Origin of the sequence: Planotetraspora thailandica (assembly GCF_016863335.1) — a bacterium.
In the GTDB taxonomy this organism is placed as follows: Bacteria; Actinomycetota; Actinomycetes; order Streptosporangiales; family Streptosporangiaceae; genus Planotetraspora; species Planotetraspora thailandica.
In genome coordinates this window covers 65,646-84,643 of sequence record NZ_BOOR01000031.1, presented here as the reverse complement: position 1 = coordinate 84,643, position 18,998 = coordinate 65,646, and the positions used below count along the sequence as shown (strand labels likewise).

The following is an 18,998-nucleotide window of genomic DNA, read 5'->3' as shown; positions in this document are numbered from 1 at the left end:
TAGGAACCTTCATGCGCCTTTCAGCCAGGCGGGCTTCCGTCATGCCCGCATTCCTCCTGGCCGTGGTCGTCGCGGTGCTCGTCGGCGTGTCCGCCGCGTGCGGCGCCGAGCCGACGGTCGCCCTCAAGGGCGACACCGCGAGCGCCGCGCCCACCGTGGCGGGCAAGAAGATCAACACCGGGCCCGAGCAGAACCGGGTGCGCGCGGAGAAGGTGGACTCCATCGCCGCGCAGGTGCCCGCCGCCGTCGCCGCGGACGGCAGGCTCGTCGTCGGCTACAGCGGGGAGGGGGCTCCGCCGCTGAACTTCCTCGCCGACGACGACACGACGTTCATCGGGGTGGAGACCGACATCGCCCAGCTCGTCGCCGACGTCCTCGGACTGGAGCTGAAGCCGGAGGTCAGCTCGTGGGAGAACCTCTTCCTCGGCGTCAAGTCGGGCAAGCTGGAGGTCGTCTTCAACAACGTCACGGTGACCGAGGAACGCAAGGACATCTACGATTTCGCCACCTACCGGATCGACCAGCTGGCCTGGCAGGTTCCGGCGGGCAGTCCGATCAGGCAGATCACCAAGCCCGCCGACATCGCCGGGCTGCGCGTCTCGGTCGGCGCCGGCACCAACCAGGAGAAGATCCTTCTCGACTGGGTCGAGCAGAACAAGGAAGCCGGTCTCAAGGACACCGAGATCCAGTACTACAACAAGTACGGCGACGCCCTCCTGGCGCTGAAGTCCGGCCGCATCCAGGCGTACTTCGGGCCCAACCCATCGATCGCCTACAACATCGCGGTGAGCGGCGACTCGCGCATCGCCGGCACCTTCTCGGGCGCAGGCCCCGACCTGCAAGGCCTCATCGCCGCGATGACCAAGAAGGACAACGGCCTGGTCAAACCCCTCAATGAGGCGCTGAACACAGTGATCGAGAACGGGAAATACAAGGAAGTGCTGGACCGTTGGGGTCTGGGCAACGAGGCGATTCCCGAGTCACAGATCAACCCGCCGGGACTGCCCCGCCAGTCGAGCTGACCAAGGAAAGACCATGCCGAAGGCGTACGTGTACCGGGCCCATGGCGGCCCCGAAGTCGAAGAGTTCGCCGACCTGCCCCGGCCCGTGCCGGCGGCCGGCCAGGTGCTGATCGCGGTACGGGCCGCGGGTGTGAACCCGGTGGACTGGAAACGGCGGAGCGGATACGTCCCGGCGGGCGCCACGCCGCCCCCGCTGCCCGCGGTTCTCGGCAGCGAGGCGGCCGGGGTGGTCGTCGAGGTCGGCCCCGGAGTCACGGACTTCCAGCCCGGGGACGAGGTGTTCGGCAACCCCGTGACCGGCGGCTACGCCGAATACACCCTGCTGCCGGTCGAGCTCACCGCACGCAAGCCCGCGGGTCTGTCGTTCGTGGACGCCGCGACGCTCCCCGTGGCGGCGGCCACCGCCTACGACGGCGTGCACCAGCTCGGTCTGCCCCCGGGCGCCGCGCTGCTGATCACGGGTGTGGGCGGCGGCGTGGGCGTCGCCGCCGCACAGATAGCCCGGCACGAGGGCCTGCGGGTGATCGGCACCGCCTCACCCGCCAAGAGGGACTTCGTCGAGTCGCTCGGCGCCGTCCACGTCCCGTACGGGCCGGGCGCCGGGGACCAGATCAGGAAGGTCGCGCCCGAGGGCGTGGACGCGGTGTTCGACCTGGTCGGCGGTGACGCTCTCGCGGAGGCGGCGGAGCTGCTCGAGGACCGCCGCGCGCTGATCACCGCCGCCGACCGCGCCACGGTACAGCTGCTCGGCGGGCAGCCCGTGGAGCGCAAGCGCAACCGCGAGGTGCTGGAGGCCGTCGCGGCCCTGGCCGTCGAGGAAGTGCTTCTGCCGTACGTGACCGCCACCTACCCGCTGGAGGAGGCGGCCTCGGCGCTGCGCGCCGTGGAGGACGGGCATGCGCAGGGCAAGATCGTGATAGAGGTGACCGGGTGACGCACCCGCTCGACAACCCCGTGTGGGCCTCGCTCACCGGCCCACATGCCCATCTGGCCGAAGTGCATGGTGGTGTCCGTCGCTATCCGGTCGACATGTCCCCGTTCCTGGCGGTCGGCGGCGAGCCGTCGTCCGCCGACTGGGACGACATCGCCGCGTTCGCCGGCCCGGGCGCCATGGTGTCCGTGGCGGGGGTCACGACGGCGCCGCCGCCCGGCTGGGAGGTGGTCATGGCCATGCCCGGCGTCCAGATGTCAGGCGAAGGCGTGCGGGGCGCGGCGGACGACGAGGTGGTACGGCTCACGCCGGACGACGCACCCGAGATGCTCGACCTCGCCGGACGTGCCCAGCCGGGCCCGTTCCTGCCGCGCACCGTCGAGCTGGGCGAGTACCTGGGCATCCGCCGGAGCGGGGCACTGATCGCCATGGCGGGGGAGCGGCTGCACCCGCCCGGCTGGACCGAGATCAGCGCCGTGTGCACCGACGCGGAGTTCCGCGGCCAGGGTCTGGCGACCCGCCTCGTTCTGGCCGTCGCCGCCGGCATCAGGGCACGTGGCGAGACCCCGTTCCTGCACGCGGCGGCGAGCAACGTCACCGCGATCCGGCTGTATGAGTCGCTCGGGTTCGTCCTGCGGCGTACGACGACGTTCAGCGCCTTCCGGGTTCCGGAGGACGAACTGACCGGCGCGTCCCAGGGCTGACAGAGACGTACACGGCCGGAGCGGCCCCGCGTTCCTCGCGGGGCCGCCGGTCATCCTAGAGAGCGGCGCACTGGCCGGCCTTCGGGCCGGACGCGGTGTTGGGCCTGCCGTCGTCGCTCGGCGCGGGGGTGTTCCCCGTGCACGACAGCGGCCCGCCGACGTTGTTGCCCGCGACGATCGGCGCCGCCGGCACCGTGTTGTTCTGCACGACGAGCGGCCCGCTCACCGTCGAGCCGTCGATGACCACCTGGCCCGTCGTGCCGGTGACCGTCACCGGGCCCTTGACCGTGGCCGTTGCGCAGCCCCCGTTCCCGTTGCCGAGCCAGGCCCGCACCCCGCCGGTCAGCGTGGCCGGTCCGGACACGGTGGTGTCGCACAGCAGAACGTCGACGGCTCCGGCCGCCGTCAGCGGGCCGTCCAGCCGGGAACCGGACGCGTACAGCCCGGCGCCCTTCCGCACGGTCACGGGTCCCGTGACCGTCGCGCCGTCCAGGCAGGTGACCCCCGAGGAGACGGTCAACGGTCCGGAGTGGCGCCCGGTGACGGTCGTCGTGCACGAGGGCACACCGGTCGCCCTGACGGTGAAGCCCGCGACCACGGTGGTGGCGCCGCTCGTCACGGTCACCTTCGCCTCGTACAGACCGGCCCCGCCGTACGTGTGATCACCGCTGATCGTGTACAGGCCGTTGACGGTCTGGTTGGTGGCCTCTCTGCCGCTCAGCGTGCCGGCCGAGCTGGTGCCGTCACCCCATTCGATGGTCGCCGACAGCGCACCGAGCGTCTTGCCGGGAGCGGCCAGGGTCGCCAACGGCCCACTGATCGTGTTCCGGTCGTTCAGCGTCGTGTCGCCGGCGACCAGATCCAGACCCCAGGGCACGTTGGCCGAGGCGTAGAAGTTCTGGTTGCGCGCCTGCCAGCGCCCGCCCTGAGCGGCGTCACGCACCTTGAAGGAGGCCAGGGTGCGGTCGGGGTGGTCGGGGCCCGCCTTCGGGGACCACCCGATCTCCGCGATCGCCGTGAGACGGGGGAAGGCCATGAACTCGATCTGGGCGAGGTTCTTGACGGTCTCCGTCCACAGCGGCGCCTCGACGCCGATGATGTCGGCGTCCGTCACCGCGGGCAGCGTCGTGCCGGACACGGTGCGCGCCGGGATGAGCGTGCTCGGCTCCCAGTTGTAGAAGACGTCGTTGTCGCAGGTGCATGCCCACGTGGTCCCGAGCGGCGTGCTCGAGGTGTACTTCATGTCCAGGTAGGTCTTGTTGGCCGGCGACATGACGATCTTCATGCCCTTGCGCACCGCCGTGCGGGCCGAGTCGCCGCCCGACCCGTTGGGGGAGGTGCCCCAGTACTGCACGACACCCTGCGGCATCTCCGGGTCGGTCCCGAAGGGTGCCTCGCCGATCTCGTTCCAGCCCATCGCGATCTTGCCCTGGGCCTTCACGATCTTGGACTCGCGGGTGATGAAGTCCTGATACTGGGTGGTCGACAGAAGCGCGGTCGAGACCTCGTCACCGCCCATGTGGTAGTACGGCCCCGGGGTCAGGGCGGACAGCTGCTCGACGATGTCCTGGGTGATCTGCCAGGTCAACGGACTGTCCGGGCACAGGGCGCTGTAGTTTACCGCGTTGCTGAGGTTCCAGACCGGCGGCTTCTTGTTGCTGCAGTTGATGCTCGGGTCGTAGATCGAGCCGCCCTTGTACGCCTGTGCCTCGGCCGAGGCGTACGACATGATGATCGCGTTGTTGTGCCCGGGGCTGTCGATCTCCGGCACGACCGTGATGAAACGCGACGCGGCGTAGTTCACGACGTCGACGTAGTCCGCCTGGGTCCAGAAGCCGCCCGGGTCCGCGTTCGTCGTCCCGTCGGACGCCCTGCTCGTGCCGCCGGAGTACTGGCTGCCGATGTCGGTGAGCTCGGGGCGGCCGTTGATGGCGATGCGGAAGCCCTGGTCGTCGCTGAGGTGCAGGTGAAGCGTGTTCACCTTGTACGCGGCGATCTCGTCGATGTAGGTCTTGACCACCGAGACCGGCTCGTAGTGCCGGCCGATGTCGAGCATCGCCCCGCGGTAGCCGTAACGCGGGTAGTCGGAGATGTGCACCCCGGGCACGGCCCAGGTGGCCGGCTGCGGAGTCCTGCTCTCGATCCAGACGGGGAACAACTGCCGGAGCGTCTGCACGCCGTTGAACAGACCGTGCCCGCCCGCCGCGGTGATGGTGATTCCGCTGTGCGTGACGTCCAGTTCGTAGCCCTCGGCCGCCGGAACTCCTGGATCACCCACGACCAGGGAGATGTCGCCGCTCGCGGCGGAGCCCTGCGAAACCGGCAGAGCGTAGCCGGTGGAGGGGCGCAGGACCGCCGCCAGCTGGTCGGCGACCCCGACGGAGGAGGCGTCGTCGACCACGATGCGGGCATCGGGGCCGAGCGTGAAGCCGTCCGCCGTGGTGGTCGTCGAAACCGGGAGGGGGACGATCTGGGGCGATGCGGGTGTGGTCGAGACCGTGTCGGCGTGAGCGGCGGCGGCCACGGCGCCGGTGAGGGAGGAGGAGAGGAGCGCACAGACTGCCAGAGCGGCGACCGCGTGGGCCACAGGCCGTCTGCCACGGTTTCCTCTCTGCTTGTGCGCCAGGAACGAGATCTTCACGTCACTCCTTGGATCGGGGGGTGCGGCATGCCTCCAGTACGGGCGGTCCAGGCATCGCGGGGGATGCCGGGCATGCCCGTACGACGCTGCACACGCGTGCAGCGTCCTGATCGGTGTCGGGGGAGTCACACAGGAGCCGGCCGTCCCGGCGGTCCTCGTTGTTCCTCGATTGTGGTGACTGGTCTATACCGGGTCTGGGCCAGGACGGTCGATAGATCCCTTACGTCTGGATCTTGAGCCAGGGTAAACAGAAGGCAAAGTTTGGTCTATACCGCCATGTATCAGATTCGCAACAACACCCGGCCGTGGGGTGAATGTCCGGTCTATACCAGGGACGGGAGTGATGCTCCCGCAGGTCGGGAGCATCACTCATCCGTTTCGGGGATTCGGCTCGTCAGAAGCCCTCGGGGGCGTGGGGCGCGTAGTTCTCCTCGAGTCGCGCGAGTTCCTCGGCGTCGAGTCGCAGGTCGACCGAGGCGACGGCATCGGCGAGATGCTCGATCTTCGTCACGCCGACGATCGGCGCGGTGACCGCCGGCTGATGGTGCAGCCAGGCCAGTGCGACCTGGGCGCGAGGCACTCCTCGCCCCTTTGCGATGGCGCCGACCGCGTCGGCGATCCTCCGGTCGGACTCCTCCGCCTGCCGGTAGAGCCTGCTCCCGAACTGATCGCTCTCGCTCCGCCTCGTCGTGGCGTCCCAGTCTCGGGTGAGGCGCCCGCGCGCCAGCGGGCTCCACGGCAGCACGCCGACACTCTCGTCGAGACAGAACGGGAGCATCTCCCGCTCTTCTTCTCGCATGATCAGGTTGTACTGGTTCTGCATCGACACGAACCGGGTCCAGCCATGAAGATCCGCGACGTACTGCGCCTGCGCGAACTGCCAGGTCCACATCGAGGAGGCGCCGATGTAGCGGACCTTTCCCGCTCGGACGAGGTCGTGGAGCGCCTCCATCGTCTCCTCGATCGGCGCATTCGGGTCATAGCGATGGATCTGGTAAAGATCGATGTAATCCGTGTTCAGGCGCCGCAGGCTCGCCTCGACCTGAGTGAGGATCGCGGTGCGGGAAAGGCCGCTCCCGTTCGGCCCCGGACCCATCCGGCCATAGACCTTCGTGGCGATCAGCACCTCGTCGCGCCTGGCGAATTCCCCCAGCAGCTTTCCGGTGATCTCCTCACTGGCCCCGGCCGAGTAGACGTTGGCGGTGTCAAAGGTGGTGATGCCCGACTCGATCGCCTGCCGAATGAACGGCCTGGCCTCGTCGAGGCCGAGCGACCATGCGTGGGAGCCCCGCTCCGGATCTCCGAAGCTCATGCATCCGAGCACCACCTTCGAAACCTGCAGCCCCGAGGTCCCCAACCGAACGTGTTCCATACGTGCTCCCATCTCGACGCCTTGCTTGATCAGGATAGGGAGGCGGGTGTCAGTGAGGGTGTCCAGTTCCGCGGGTGTTGTCCGGGGTAAACACCACATATGTGCCGTTGGCTGGCCTATTCCGGCGCGCCGATCCATTTGGAGAAGCTGATCTACGGGCCGGAGCACTCGCTGATCGACCAGAGCCTCCGTGCCACGCTCGGCGCGGAGACGGTCAACGGCGACGGATTCGGGGTCGGCTACTACGGCGACGGCGAGCTCGCACCCGCGGTGTTCAAGGACACCAAGCCTGCCTGGGGCGACCGCAACCTGCGCGAGCTCGCGCGCCATGTGCGGTCGCCGCTGTTCATGGCGCACGTGCGGGCGTCGTCGGGCACGCCCGTGCAGCAGACGAACTGCCACCCGTTCCGATACGGCAGGTGGCTGTGGGTGCACAACGGCGCGATCGCCGATTTCAGCCGCCTCAAGCGCGATCTCGTGATGGCCGTCCACCCGGAGCTGTATCCGTCGATCGAGGGGTCCACGGACTCGGAGGTCATGTTCTTCCTGGCGCTCACCTTCGGGTTGTCCGAAGATCCGCCGACAGCGGTGGAGCGGATGGTCGGTCTCGTGGAGAAGACGGGGCGAGCGTACGGCGTGGAGCATCCGGTCCAGATGACGGTGGCGACATCGGACGGCGAGCGGCTGTGGGCGTTCCGCTACTCCACCGAGCGCCGTTCACGGTCGCTCTTCCACAGCACCACCACCCAGTGTCTGCGGGAGTTGCACCCCGAAATGTTCGAGACCATGGAGTTGGCCGAGGACGCGCGGGTCGTCGTGTCCGAACCTCTGCGCGATATGCCCGACATCTGGATCGAGGTTCCGGAGTCGACATACACCGTGATCGAGCATGAAGTGTTCGAAATGCATCCTTTCTATCCAAAATTTCCGAAGTGATGGGAAATTAAAGCGAAATTCCGGAATGTGTTCATGCACTGCGCAATGACCTGGCATGACGCCGGGAAATCCGGAGCCGGATTCGTCCAGAGCCTTTGGGGGCTTCGAGCGTCACCTTCTGGACCGCCTCAGGCACGAGGCGGGGGTCGTGGGTGATGAGGATGGTGGTGCGTCCCGACATCAGCCTGCGGAGCGGTTCCATGATCCGTGCCGCCGTCGGCTCGTCGAGCCCGGTCATCGGCTCGTCCAGGACCAGCACGGGGGCGTCCCGCACGAGGGCGCGGGCGATGGCGATCCGCTGCCGCTGGCCGCCGGACAGCAGCCGCCCCCGCTGACCGATGGGCGTGTCGTAGCCGAGCGGAAGTGCCCGGATGAAGTCGTGCGCGCCGGCCGCGACCGCTGCCTCCACGATCTCGGCCTGGCGCGCTCCGGGCCGGCCGTAGGCGATGTTGTCGCGCACGGTCCCCGAGAAGAGCAGGTTCTCCTGCTGGAGAAGGGTGATGCGGTCGCGTAGCACGTGACGCGGCAGGTCGCGGATGTCCGTGCCGTCGAGCAGGATGCGCCCCGCGGTGGGGTCGTAGAACCGCATCAGCAGCTTGGCGACGGTCGACTTGCCCGCGCCGCTCGGGCCGGTGCACACGATCAGCTCGCCGGGCAGGGCGCTGAACGACAGGCCGCTCAGCGTCGGCCGATTCCTGGTGGGATAGGTGAAGCCGACGTCGAGGAACTCGATGTGGCCCCGGGAACTGGGGGCGACCGGGCGGAGGTCGCGCCTGTCGGTGACGGCGGGACGGGCCTGGAGCACCTCCATGATGCGGTCGGAGCCCGCGGCGGCCTCCGAGACGGTGAGCGCGACCTCCCCGAGCTGCTGGACGGCCGGATACAGGTAGGCCAGGTAGGCGGCGAATGCCAGCAGCCCGCCGATGGTGAGCCGGCCCGCCGCGATCTCCCACGCCCCGACCCCGATGATCACGAGCAGGCAGCAGGTCTCGATCACCTGTGCGGTCGGACCGTACAGGGCGGACAAGCGCGCCTGGGAGAGATTGGCGAACAGCCACCCACGGCCGGCCTCATGCAGGCGCCGGGCCTCGGCGTCCTGGCGGTTGTAGGACTGCACGAGTGACTGGTTCGACAGGGCCTCCTCGATGGTGCTGTTCATGAGGCCGTTGCTGAAGCGCTCCCGCGCCGCCGCGTGCCTGAAGCGCCCCGCGAACACCTTGGCCATCACGAGGAACGCAGGGACCATCGCGAACGTCACCAGCGCGAGGTCCCACCTGATGTAGATGGCGGCGGCGGCGAAGAAGACCGAGCTGATCAGCGCGGTGACCAGCCGGATCAGGCCGGAGCCCACGAGTTCCTCGATGGCCTCGACGTCGTCGGTCAGCCGGGCCATCAGGTCGCCCAGCCGGCGGTTCTCGAAGAAGTCGGGGGTCAGCGTCTGGAGGTGCTCGAACACGTTGTCGCGCAGCCGCAGCAGGAAACGTTCCCCGACGACGGCCGCGCCGTAGGAGCCCGCGAACGACGCCACGGCGGCGACGGCCGCGAGGCCGAGCCAGACCAGGGCGGGCGTCCAGAACGCGCCGAGGTCCTGCCTGCTGAGGACCTCGTCGGTGATGAGCCCGAACAGCCGGATCGCGGCGACTTCGCAGGCCGCGGCCACGACCGCAGTGGCAACGCTCACGACCAGCAGCCAGCGCAGCCCGCGGGTATAGGGCCAGAACCGCTGAAAGCTCGTACGGATGGACACAAAGGGTGCGACCGGAAGGGCGTACGAGCCGGAAGCGTCCTCCGGAGAACGTGCGAAGGAAGGGAGCCGACGGGTGACCCGCCGGCTCCTATCCGGTCGTGCCGGTGTGTTCACCACCACCAGCGCCTGCGCCAGCGGCGCCACCGGCGGAAGCGACGTCTCCGACGCCGCCTGCAACAACCCCAGCTGTCCGCTTCAGACGGGCTGAGGCCCATTGGGAAGATCCTGTTTAAATTCATCGATCCCTCCCTTTGGCATATTTCTCTTACATGCCCAATTTCGACATTAAACCCAGAAGGGGATAAATCGCCACTTGGGAGGGTGGGTGCTCTTCTGCCACCTAAATCGGCCGGTTCGCGCGTATCGTCGCGACGTCACCGGCGATTCCTGGGGGCCGGCCCATGTGGCGAGCATCGCCAGGGCGGCGGCGGACGGCGATCCCTGTGGGGCGGTGAACAGGTGCAGGAACTGCTCGGGCTCCGTGGGTAGCCGCAGAATCTGGTGGTTGAGAACGAAGTCGCCGGCGATCGGATGGTGGTAGCGCCTCGTCCCCGAGCTGTGCTCGAACACGTGGTGAGCGGCCCAGACCCTCCTGAAGTCGTCGGACTGCTGCAATTCCCGGATCAGCCCGTCGAGCTCGACGTCGCCGGGGTGGCGTCCGGCGGCGAAACGGAGCATGGCGGTGATGTTGGCGGCCGCGTGGTCCCAGTCGAGATAAAGGTCGCGGGACCGGGGGTCGAGGAAGCAGAACCTCGCCAGGTTGCGGTCCCGCGCCGGCTTGCCGTCCGCCCATGTTTGGAGGGCCATGAACGACCGGGTCGCGCTCAGGACGTCCATGCGCTGGCTGATTACGCACGCGGGGACGCCGCAGGGCCCCAGCGCGTCGAGCAGGTCGCGGGCACCCGGCGGCACCGGCTGCGCGGACCCCATGCGGTCGCGGACGGGACGGAACGCGGGAGTTGCCAGAGTGAACAGGTGGTCGCGCTCGGCCTCGTCGAGTCGCAGCGCGCGGGCGATCGCGTCGAGGATCGCAGGAGAGGCGTTCTTGCTGCGGCCCTGTTCCAGCCAGGTGTAGTACTCCAGGCTGACGCCGGCCAGCCGGGCCACCTCTTCGCGGCGCAGTCCCGGCACGCGTCGGCGGCCCTCGGCTGTCGTGTCGTCCGCCTCGGGAGCGAGGCGGCCCCGGCGGGAGCGAAGGAATTCCCCGAGATCCCCAGCCCGGTCCATATGTCCATTATGCGAGTTATGTCGTGTTTGGCGTGCTCGGGGCCGAGGAGAAGCCGCCGATCAGATCCCCCGACCGGCCATCCGGGTACGGATGGCCGGTGGCACGGTCACTTGCTGAATCCCACCGTCAGGCCGCTGATCAGCTGACGCCGGCCGACCACGTAGAGGATCAGGATGGGCAGCGTGGTGAGGACGACGGAGGCGAGCACGGCCGGCACGTTCACGCTGTACTGCCCCTGGAAGCTCCACAGCGCGAGCGGCAGGGTGCGTTTGTCCGGGCTCTGCGTGAGGATGAGCGGCAGCAGGAACCCGTTCCAGATCTGGAGCGCGTTGTAGATCGTCACGGTCACCACCGCCGGCCGGGTCAGCGGGAACGCCAGACGCCAGAGCGTCATCCACTCGCTCGCGCCGTCCAGCCGCATCGACTCGAACAGTTCCTTGGGCACGTCGCGGATGAAGTTGGACAGGACCAGCACGGACAGCGGGATCGCGAACGCGATCGACGGCAGGATCAGCCCAAGCAGCGAGTCGTAGAGATGCAGCCTGATGATGATCAGGTAGACCGGGATGATGGTCGCCTGCAGCGGAATGGCCAGCCCCATGAGGAACAGCGAGTTGACCCCGCGCAGGAAGCGGCCGGTGCCGCCCCGGACGACGGCGTAAGCCGCCATGAACGAGAACGCGACCGCCGGGACGACCGCGCCGATGGTGACGATGAGGCTGTTGAGGAAGTAGAGCGGGAAGTCCGACTCGATGACCATTCGATAGTTGGCCAGGGTCGGTTCGGTGGGCGGTGCCAGCGGGTTTGTCGCGTAGTAGCTGCTCTGCGCCTTGAAGCTGGTGATCACGATCCAGTAGATCGGAATGATCACGACCGCCAGCCACAGCAGGCTCACGAGACCGCCCAGCCAGTTGGGCCGCTCCCCCCGCGTGCCGTTCACGCGCCGGTGCGTTCCGGCCTGGGTCACGTCCATGGTCACGCCCCTTCCATCTGGCTGGCCTGGGGGTCACGGCCGCCGAGCCGGCGCAGCAGCAGCGCCAGGGCGAGGCCCACGAGCACGAGGATGACGGCGATCGCGCTCGCCGGTCCCATGAGATTGGCCTGGAACCCGCGCTTGTACATGTCCAGGGCGAGCACCCGGGTGGCGTCGCCGGGACCGCCCGCGGTCAGCACGAAGATCAGATCGAAGAAGGTGAGCGATCCGACGACCATGAGCGTGGAGGAGGTGATGATCGTGTACTTGAGCTGCGGCAGCGTGATGCTGAAGAACTTGCGCACCCGCCCCGCGCCGTCCATCTCCGCGGCCTCGTACATGGTGCGTGGAATCTGCCGCACGCCGCCCTGGTAGATCAGCGAGTGGAACGGGATGAACTGCCACGACACCACGAAGATCACGACGCTGAAGGCGAGGACGGGCCTGCCGAGCCAGTCCTGCACGAGCAGGTCGATGTGCAGCCCCGCGCCGAGCCCGAAGTTCGGATCGAGCAGCGCCTTGTACGCGATGGCGATGGCCGCCTGGCTGAGCAGCAGCGGGATGAAGAACACCACCGCGAGCACCGCGCGGTAGCGCTGTTGCCCGGCCAGGAACACGCCGATCAGGATGCTGAGCGGCGTCTGGAACCCCCAGGACGCGGCCATCACCAGGAAGGTGATCCACAGCGCGTGCGGCAGCCCGGGGTCGGAGAGCACGGACTGCCAACTCGTGAGGCCCGACAGGTGGATCTCGCCGAGACCGTCCCACGAGGTGAAGCTGAGAAAAAGGACCCCGACGAGGGGGATCACCCCGAAGCCGATGAAGATGAGCAACGCCGGCACGGCCAGCCACGAGAGGTACCCGTTGCGGGCCCCTCCCGTGGCCGCCGGCGGCGTCCTCCGCTGGGCGGAGGTCGCCTGCGTGATCACTGGCCGATGACCGCGTTCATGTTGTCCACCCACTGCTGCGGCGAGACCGACAGCTGGAACAGCTTGGAGATGTTGTCCAGCAGCACCTCGGCGGCCGTCGGGCTGAGCGCCTGGTCCCAGGACTGGGCGAAGACCTTGGCGTTGCTCGCGATGCCGTAGACGAAGTCCAGGAATTCGGCGTCCTTGGAGCCGGCCCACGCCGAGTTGGCGCCCTTGAGGATCGGCACGCCGCCCGTGTCGACCCATTCCTTCGCTTCCTGGTCGGTGAGCACGCCTTGGGCGAAGAACTTCTTGGCGATCTCCTTCTGCTCGGGCGTCGCCTTGGAGGAGATCGACAGGTACTGGCCGGGGTTGCCGACGGTGTTGCTCGGGTCGCCCTTGCCGCCGTCGACCGGCGGGAAGTTGATGTAGCCGAGGTGGCCGCCCGGGACGAAGTCGCCGCCGTCCTGAGACATGCCGCCGTACGTCCAGGTGCCGTGCAGCATCATCGCGGCCTTACCGGTGTACAGCAGGGCCTGGTCGGCGTTGGAGTCGGCGGTGATCGAGGAGAAGCCCTTGATGAACCCGTTCGCTTTGACGAGCTCCTGCACCTTGGTCAGCATGTCGAGGACGGCGGGGTTGGACCAGGCGTTCTTCTCGCCGTCGAACACCGCCTGGAACACCTCGGTGCCGCCGATGCGGTCGAGGAGGAACTCCAGCCACATCATGTTCGTCCAACGGGACTGGCCGCCGAGGGAGAACGGCGCGATGCCGGCCTTGTTGAACTTGGGGACCAGGTCCATGATGTCGCCCCACGACTGGGGCGGTTCGGCGCCGATCTTCTCGAACGCCGTCTTGTTGTAGAACATCACGATGGGCTGCACGGTCTCGCACGGCATCGCGTAGATCTTGCCGTCGATCGTCGCGGCGCCGAACGAGGAGGGGAACAGCCGGTCCTTCACCGCGGCGTTCTGGTCGAAGAACGAGGTGAGGTCCTCGACCTGTCCGGCCTGCACGTACGAGCGCAGCGTGCCGCCGCCCCAGCCCCAGATGATCGTGGGCGCCTGGCCGGCTCCGATCGCCGTCTTGATCTTGGTCTTGTACGCGTCGTTCTGGAAGGGGGTTCCCGTGATCTGGCCGCCGGGGTTGGCCTTGTTGAACCGCTCGACGGCCCTGGTGCGCACGCCCTCCTGTGGCTGGACCGACAGGTACCAGTAGCTGGCGCCGGCGCCACCGCCGCTGGCGCCTCCACCTGGCTTGGCCGGGCCCGAGGTGCCGCAGGCCGCGAGCGCGGCCCCGAGGGGAAGGCCCATGGTGAGGCCGAGGAATGTGCGGCGAGATGTGTTCCTGGAATCCACGCTGATCTCCGTACTCGAATGCCGGGGGCGGGCCGCGGCTCGTTGATCATCGAATGCGTCGGCCGGCGGTCATGGATCAGCACCCCCCGATGCCGCTCTTCTGGTCCTCCTTGAGTTACCGTTTCGAAACTTTTCCGACATGACCGCAGGGCTCGTCAATTTAGATTTCGCCACATGGTGTGTCAAGACCCTGATTCACACGCATTTACTGGGTTCGGTGAGGCGCGTGTGGGGTACGCTCGCACCGGCGTGAAGCTGGTCAATTTGTGTCAAGGAGGTCTCGCGCACAGGCCGCTTCATGGCGCCGAAAGGTTTCGAGATTTTGCGAGAGAAACCCCTTTGAAGGAGCGGGCAATGACGGCTCTAGATCGGACCCCCACGTCAGACCGGGTATTCCGCTCGTGGCAGGACCCGGCGCTTTCCGTGGCCGACCGGGTCGATGCCCTCCTTGGAGAAATGACCCTGGAAGAGAAGGTCGGCCAGCTCGGCAGCCGATGGGTCGGCAACGACATGCAGGTGGGAGACGCGGAGCCGGACGCCGGCCCGGCCGCCGAGGACCCCGACTCCGCGGCGTTGAACGTCGCGCCGATGCAGGACGTGTTCGCGGCGTCCGGGACGATCCCCCTCGAAGAGGCCGCCCGCTTCGGTCTGGGGCACCTGACCCGCGTGTTCGGCAGCGCGCCGGTGACCGCGGCGGAGGGCGCCGCGGAGGTGATCCGGATGCAGCACACGGTGATCGGGCGCTCGCGTCTCGGCATTCCCGCGCTCGTGCACGAGGAGTGCCTCACCGGATTCACGACCTACGGCGCGACCGTCTTCCCGGCGGCCATCGCCTGGGGAGCGACGTTCGACCCCGACCTGGTCGAGCGCATGGCCACCGCCATCGGGCGGGACATGCGCGCCGTGGGCGTGCACCAGGGGCTGTCGCCGGTCCTGGACGTCGTGCGCGACTATCGCTGGGGCAGGGTCGAGGAGACGATGGGCGAGGACCCCTACCTCGTCGCGATGCTCGGCGCCGCGTACGTCCGGGGCCTGGAGAGCGCCGGGATCATCGCCACCCTCAAGCACTTCGCCGGATACTCCGCGTCGCGGGCGGCCCGCAACCACGGCCCCGTCCCCATGGGCCGACGCGAGCTCATGGACATGATCCTCCCGACCTTCGAGGCGGCCGTCGCGCTCGGCGGCGCCCGCTCGGTGATGAACTCCTACGCCGACGTGGACGGCGTCCCGGCCGGGGCCGACCCGTGGCTGCTGACCGAGGTGCTGCGCGAGGAGTGGGGCTTCACCGGGACCGTCGTCTCGGACTACTGGGCGGTCCCGTTCCTCGCCACGATGCACGGGGTCGCCGCGGACACTGACGACGCCGGCGTCCAGGCGCTCACCGCGGGCATCGACGTCGAACTGCCCGACACCCTCGGTTTCGGCCAGAACCTGGCCGAGCGGGTGCGCCGGGGAGAGGTGCCGGAGTCCTTGATCGACCGGGCGGCCCGGCGCCTGCTGACGCAGAAGGCGCAGCTCGGCCTGCTCGACGAGGACTGGACGCCCGAAGGCTCGGTGTCGGCGGCCGCCACCACCGACCTGGACTCGCCGTCCAACCGCGCCCTGGCCCGCGAGATGGCCGAGCGGTCCGTCGTGTTGCTCGACGCCGGCACCGTGCTGCCGCTGCTGGGGGAGGGGCGTACGGCGCCGCGCCGCGTCGCCGTGGTCGGGCCCGCCGCCGACGACCCGCGCACCTTCATGGGCTGCTACGCCTTCCCCAACCACGTCCTGCCCCGCCATCCGGGCCTGGGGCTCGGCATCGCCGCCCCGACGGTGCTCGAGGCTCTGCGGGCGGAGCTGCCGGACGCCGAGATCGTCCACGAGCGGGGCTGCGACGTTCAGGGCGACGACCGCTCGGGCTTCGCAGCAGCGGTGGGCGCGGCCCGCGAGGCCGACCTGTGCGTCGCCGTCGTGGGCGACCTCGCCGGCCTGTTCGGGCACGGCACCTCGGGCGAGGGCTGCGACGCCGAGGACCTGCGGCTGCCCGGGGTCCAGGCGGACCTCCTCGCCGACCTCGCCGCCACGGGGACGCCGGTCGTTGCGGTCGTCGTCTCGGGCCGGCCGTACGCGCTGGGCGAGGTGCACGCCGGGGCGGCCGCCCTGGTCCAGGCGTTCATGCCGGGCGAGGAGGGTGCGTCGGCGATCGCCGGCGTGCTTTCCGGCCGGGTCCAGCCCGGGGGCAAGCTGCCCGTGCAGATCCCCCGGACGCCGGGAGGCCAGCCGGGCACCTACCTGCAGCCGCCGCTGGGCTCCAACAGTCACGGGATCAGCAACCTCGACCCGACCCCGCTGTTCCCGTTCGGATACGGCTCCTCGTACACCGCCTTCGACGTCGACGGCCTGCGGATCAGCGACGCCGAGGTGCCCACCGACGGCGAGTTCACCGTGTCGGTCCGCGTCCGCAACACGGGGGCGAGGGAGGGTGACGAGGTCGTCCAGCTTTACCTGCACGACGTCGTCGCCCAGGTCACGAGGCCGATGAAGCAGCTGGCCGGCTTCGCGCGGGTTCACCTGGAGCCCGGTGCCGAGGCCGAGGTGCGGTTCCTCGTGCACGCCGACAGGACCGCCTTCACGGGCCGTGGCCTGCGGCGCATCGTCGAGCCCGGAGACGTCGAGGTGTTCGTCGGCACGTCGTCGGCCGACCTGCCGTGTCGCGGCGCCGTACGGTTGACCGGCCCGTTGCGTGAGGTCGGCCACGACCGGCGGCTGGTCACGCCGGTGGAGGTGGTTCATGGGAGACGAGATGCCGCCCAATCCTAGGCGCGCCACCCTCGCCACCGTCGCGGCGTCGGCCGGGGTGTCGGTCGCCACCGTCTCCAAGGTGCTCAACGGCCGCAGCGACGTCGCGCCGACCACCCGGTCCCTCGTGGAGTCGCTGCTCCAGCAGCATGACTACGTGGCGCGCCGGAGCGAGGCCACGGGCGGCGCCACGATCGAACTGGAATTCGACGCGGACATCAACGCGTACTCCACCGAGATCATCCAGGGCGCGGTCGACACGGGGGCCGAGGTCGGTGTCGGGGTGGTCGTCAGCATCCGCAGGGGCGCCGACCGCACGTCCGCGTGGGCCCGCGGCCTGGTCTCCGTCGGGCGCCGGGCGGTGATCGCCGTCACCGCCGAGATGACCGCCAGGCAGCTGACCGCGCTGGCGCGGGCCAACCTGCCGCTTGTCGTGGTCGACCCGCTCAACCTGCCGCGCACCGACGTGACCAGCGTCGGGTCGACCAACTTCGCGGGTGGCCTCTCCGCGACCCAGCATCTGCTGTCCCTCGGCCACCGCCGCATCGCCTACCTGGGCGGCCCGGCGACCGCGGCCTGCAACCAGGCGCGGATGCACGGCTACCGGGCCGCCATGGAGGCCGCGGGGGCGCCCGTGACCCCCGGCTACGTGCGGGAGGGCCACTTCCTCTACAACGACGGCGTGGAGCTGGGCGCGGAGCTCCTCGACCTGCCGCAGGTGCCGACGGCGATCTTCGCGGGCAGCGACGAGACCGCCCTCGGCATCATCGAGGCCGCCCGGGCGCGGGGTCTGCGCATCCCCGAGGACCTCAGCATCGTGGGCTTCGACGATACCCAGGTCGCCCGGATGGGCTCGCCGCCGCTGACCACCGTGCGCCAGCCCCTGCGGGAGATGGGCAGCGTGGCCATGCGTACGGCCCTGCGCCTGGCCGCGGGCGAGAAGATCGACTCTCACCACGTCGAGCTCGCCACGGAGCTCGTCGTGCGCGGGTCGACCGCCCCCGCACCGGCCGCGGCGGGCTGATGACGATGCCGGTCGGCCATCTCGGTGGCCGGCCGGCTCGGAAGGCGGTGGAGGCTTCCCCCAGGACAGGTCCAAAACATCCTGCGGTGTCCTATTTACACCGTTATGGTAATGTATGTACCTTTAGTAGCCATGGCACGGAAGACGATGGCTCCCATACCCGTATCCGTTGCCAGTTCGTTGCCCGGACCGTACGTCCCGGAGGGGCCCAGCCCAGCCGGGAGCGTGCGGCCGCCGAATCCGCACCTCGCGGAGCCGGGGACCCACCCTTTCCGGGGTGAATCGGAGCGTCGCCCCCCACTCGGCCGCGCCTCGTAGGGCACTTCCTGCCCGAACCCGTCAGCTAACCCGGTAGGCGGCATGGAAGCAAGGAGTCAACCCCTTACATGGCCACCCATCGCCTCTCCTCGATCATGCTCTCCTGCAAAAACCGGCTCGGCATCACCAGCAGGCGCACACGCGCCGCCGTCGCCGGTGCCATCACCGCCGCGGCGGCCCTCACGGCCGCCGTCGTCTCGACCAGTCCGGCCCACGCCAACCAGTTCACGTACGGCCCGGACGTATCCAGCTACGAGCCCGACTACAACTGGAGCGCCAGTCCGGCGAAATTCGGCATCGTCAAGGCCACCGAAGGCCTGGACATCCGCGACGCGAGCTTCGACCGGCACTGGCTGGAGATGGCCAAGAAGGGCATCGTGCGCGGCGCCTACCACTTCGGTCACCCCAGTGATGATCCGATCGCCGAGGCCGACCACTTCCTCTCCGTGGTGAATGCGGAGCCCGCCAAGAGCGGCGATCTCCTGGTGCTCGACCTCGAGACGAGCGACGGCCAGTCCGTCTCCCAGGTGAACTCCTGGGCCAAGACGTGGCTCACCTACGTGAAGAAGAAGACCGGCGTCACGCCGCTGTTCTACAGCAACTGGGACTTCGCCAACACCTACGGTGAAGGCCTGGCCTCCTACCCGCTGTGGGTGGCCTACTACGGCAGGGCGCAGGGTGACGTCGCCCCTCCCGCCGGCTGGAAGAGCTGGACGATCCACCAGTACACCGACACCCCGATCGACCAGAACGTCTCGTTCCTGAGCCCGGAGCAGTTGCGCCTGCTGGGCCGTCACTGACGGAGACACGGGGAACCCGGTCCACCGGAATGCGGTCGAGAACTGCTTCCGGTGGACCGGCGTATGTGGCGTCCGCGCGATTCGGGGATCGCCCGGGCGCAGGGCTGTGACCAGCTTGCGAGCTATGTCTGTGTGACGGCTGTGTTCCCGGATTGCGACTTTTGTGTGTCGTGGGGCTTTACATCGGATCTCTCGATGGTCTAGAACGACATTCATCCGATGTTCGCTGGCGGCACTGCAGCTTACGTGTGTCCATAT

The 18,998-nt window shown here is 68.8% G+C and carries 15 protein-coding genes and 1 riboswitch; of the genes, 8 read left to right on the top strand and 7 right to left on the bottom strand.

All coding sequences use genetic code 11. From position 1 onward, the window contains the following. Positions 1-41: 41 nt before the first annotated feature. The 3 genes from Pth03_RS21205 to Pth03_RS21195 are packed head-to-tail and all read left to right on the top strand — an operon-like array spanning position 42 to position 2,657. Positions 42-1,022 (top strand): ABC transporter substrate-binding protein, encoded by a 981-nt coding sequence (locus tag Pth03_RS21205; protein ID WP_203946074.1) that lies wholly within the window; start codon positions 42-44, stop codon positions 1,020-1,022. A gap of 13 nt (positions 1,023-1,035) precedes the next feature. Next, entirely contained in the window at positions 1,036-1,956 is a 921-nt protein-coding gene (locus Pth03_RS21200) for an NADP-dependent oxidoreductase (RefSeq protein WP_203946073.1), read from the top strand. After that, a complete protein-coding gene (locus Pth03_RS21195; protein WP_239119237.1) occupies positions 1,953-2,657 on the top strand; it encodes a GNAT family N-acetyltransferase in 705 nt (234 codons plus the stop codon). Before Pth03_RS21200 ends, Pth03_RS21195 begins: the two co-directional genes overlap by 4 nt. A 55-nt stretch (positions 2,658-2,712) precedes the next feature. Here Pth03_RS21195 and Pth03_RS21190 read toward each other — a convergent pair whose 3' ends face one another. Continuing rightward, positions 2,713-5,298 (bottom strand): beta-N-acetylhexosaminidase, encoded by a 2,586-nt coding sequence (locus Pth03_RS21190; RefSeq protein WP_203946072.1) that lies wholly within the window; start codon positions 5,296-5,298, stop codon positions 2,713-2,715. A 394-nt stretch (positions 5,299-5,692) separates the two neighbouring features. Beyond that, on the bottom strand, positions 5,693-6,670 hold the full coding sequence (locus Pth03_RS21185) for an aldo/keto reductase (RefSeq protein ID WP_203946071.1): 978 nt from the start codon (positions 6,668-6,670) through the stop codon (positions 5,693-5,695). A 99-nt stretch (positions 6,671-6,769) separates the two neighbouring features. Here Pth03_RS21185 and Pth03_RS21180 point away from each other — a divergent pair, with 99 nt between their 5' ends. After that, the gene (locus Pth03_RS21180; protein ID WP_203946070.1) at positions 6,770-7,606 is read left to right on the top strand and encodes a class II glutamine amidotransferase; all 837 of its coding nucleotides are present in this window, start codon (positions 6,770-6,772) and stop codon (positions 7,604-7,606) included. Positions 7,607-7,637: 31 nt separating this feature from the next. Here Pth03_RS21180 and Pth03_RS21175 read toward each other — a convergent pair whose 3' ends face one another. Beyond that, the gene (locus Pth03_RS21175) at positions 7,638-9,287 is read right to left on the bottom strand and encodes an ABC transporter ATP-binding protein (RefSeq protein ID WP_239119236.1); all 1,650 of its coding nucleotides are present in this window, start codon (positions 9,285-9,287) and stop codon (positions 7,638-7,640) included. A 139-nt stretch (positions 9,288-9,426) separates the two neighbouring features. Here Pth03_RS21175 and Pth03_RS42155 point away from each other — a divergent pair, with 139 nt between their 5' ends. After that, positions 9,427-9,561 (top strand): hypothetical protein, encoded by a 135-nt coding sequence (locus Pth03_RS42155; protein ID WP_275413154.1) that lies wholly within the window; start codon positions 9,427-9,429, stop codon positions 9,559-9,561. 77 nt (positions 9,562-9,638) lie between these two features. On the opposite strand, the gene Pth03_RS21170 is transcribed toward Pth03_RS42155, so the two are convergent. The 4 genes from Pth03_RS21170 to Pth03_RS21155 form a co-directional block, all read right to left on the bottom strand. Beyond that, positions 9,639-10,580: a helix-turn-helix transcriptional regulator gene (locus Pth03_RS21170; RefSeq protein ID WP_203946069.1), complete on the bottom strand. Its 942-nt coding sequence runs from the start codon at positions 10,578-10,580 to the stop codon at positions 9,639-9,641. Positions 10,581-10,687: 107 nt separating this feature from the next. Next, positions 10,688-11,554, bottom strand: coding sequence for a carbohydrate ABC transporter permease (locus Pth03_RS21165; RefSeq protein ID WP_203946068.1), 867 nt, complete (start codon positions 11,552-11,554; stop codon positions 10,688-10,690). 2 nt (positions 11,555-11,556) lie between these two features. Continuing rightward, positions 11,557-12,483 (bottom strand): carbohydrate ABC transporter permease, encoded by a 927-nt coding sequence (locus tag Pth03_RS21160; protein WP_239119235.1) that lies wholly within the window; start codon positions 12,481-12,483, stop codon positions 11,557-11,559. Beyond that, on the bottom strand, positions 12,480-13,820 hold the full coding sequence (locus tag Pth03_RS21155; protein WP_239119234.1) for an extracellular solute-binding protein: 1,341 nt from the start codon (positions 13,818-13,820) through the stop codon (positions 12,480-12,482). Before Pth03_RS21155 ends, Pth03_RS21160 begins: the two co-directional genes overlap by 4 nt. Positions 13,821-14,174: 354 nt before the next feature. On the opposite strand from Pth03_RS21155, the gene Pth03_RS21150 reads away from it, so the two are divergent. From Pth03_RS21150 to Pth03_RS21140, 3 genes are all read left to right on the top strand, one after another. Beyond that, positions 14,175-16,619, top strand: coding sequence for a glycoside hydrolase family 3 N-terminal domain-containing protein (locus tag Pth03_RS21150; protein WP_203946067.1), 2,445 nt, complete (start codon positions 14,175-14,177; stop codon positions 16,617-16,619). Further along, a complete protein-coding gene (locus Pth03_RS21145) occupies positions 16,603-17,622 on the top strand; it encodes a substrate-binding domain-containing protein (RefSeq protein ID WP_203946066.1) in 1,020 nt (339 codons plus the stop codon). Before Pth03_RS21150 ends, Pth03_RS21145 begins: the two co-directional genes overlap by 17 nt. A gap of 222 nt (positions 17,623-17,844) precedes the next feature. Further along, a riboswitch (cyclic di-AMP (ydaO/yuaA leader) is annotated at positions 17,845-17,995 on the top strand. 13 nt (positions 17,996-18,008) lie between these two features. Continuing rightward, on the top strand, positions 18,009-18,740 hold the full coding sequence (locus Pth03_RS21140; protein WP_203946065.1) for a glycoside hydrolase family 25 protein: 732 nt from the start codon (positions 18,009-18,011) through the stop codon (positions 18,738-18,740). The last annotated feature ends 258 nt before the right edge of the window (positions 18,741-18,998 follow it).

Excerpts from the sequence above, each read along its gene's own strand:
- Pth03_RS21205 (WP_203946074.1), top strand. The coding sequence starts at position 42 with ATGCCCGCATTCCTCCTGGCCGTGGTCGTCGCGGTGCTCGTCGGCGTG.
- Pth03_RS21150 (WP_203946067.1), top strand. The coding sequence starts at position 14,175 with ATGACGGCTCTAGATCGGACCCCCACGTCAGACCGGGTATTCCGCTCG.
- Pth03_RS21180 (WP_203946070.1), top strand. The coding sequence starts at position 6,770 with ATGTGCCGTTGGCTGGCCTATTCCGGCGCGCCGATCCATTTGGAGAAG.
- Pth03_RS21145 (WP_203946066.1), top strand. The coding sequence starts at position 16,603 with ATGCCGCCCAATCCTAGGCGCGCCACCCTCGCCACCGTCGCGGCGTCG.
- Pth03_RS21170 (WP_203946069.1), bottom strand. The coding sequence starts at position 10,580 with ATGGACCGGGCTGGGGATCTCGGGGAATTCCTTCGCTCCCGCCGGGGC.
- Pth03_RS21140 (WP_203946065.1), top strand. The coding sequence starts at position 18,009 with ATGGCCACCCATCGCCTCTCCTCGATCATGCTCTCCTGCAAAAACCGG.
- Pth03_RS21185 (WP_203946071.1), bottom strand. The coding sequence starts at position 6,670 with ATGGAACACGTTCGGTTGGGGACCTCGGGGCTGCAGGTTTCGAAGGTG.
- Pth03_RS21200 (WP_203946073.1), top strand. The coding sequence starts at position 1,036 with ATGCCGAAGGCGTACGTGTACCGGGCCCATGGCGGCCCCGAAGTCGAA.
- Pth03_RS21165 (WP_203946068.1), bottom strand. The coding sequence starts at position 11,554 with ATGGACGTGACCCAGGCCGGAACGCACCGGCGCGTGAACGGCACGCGG.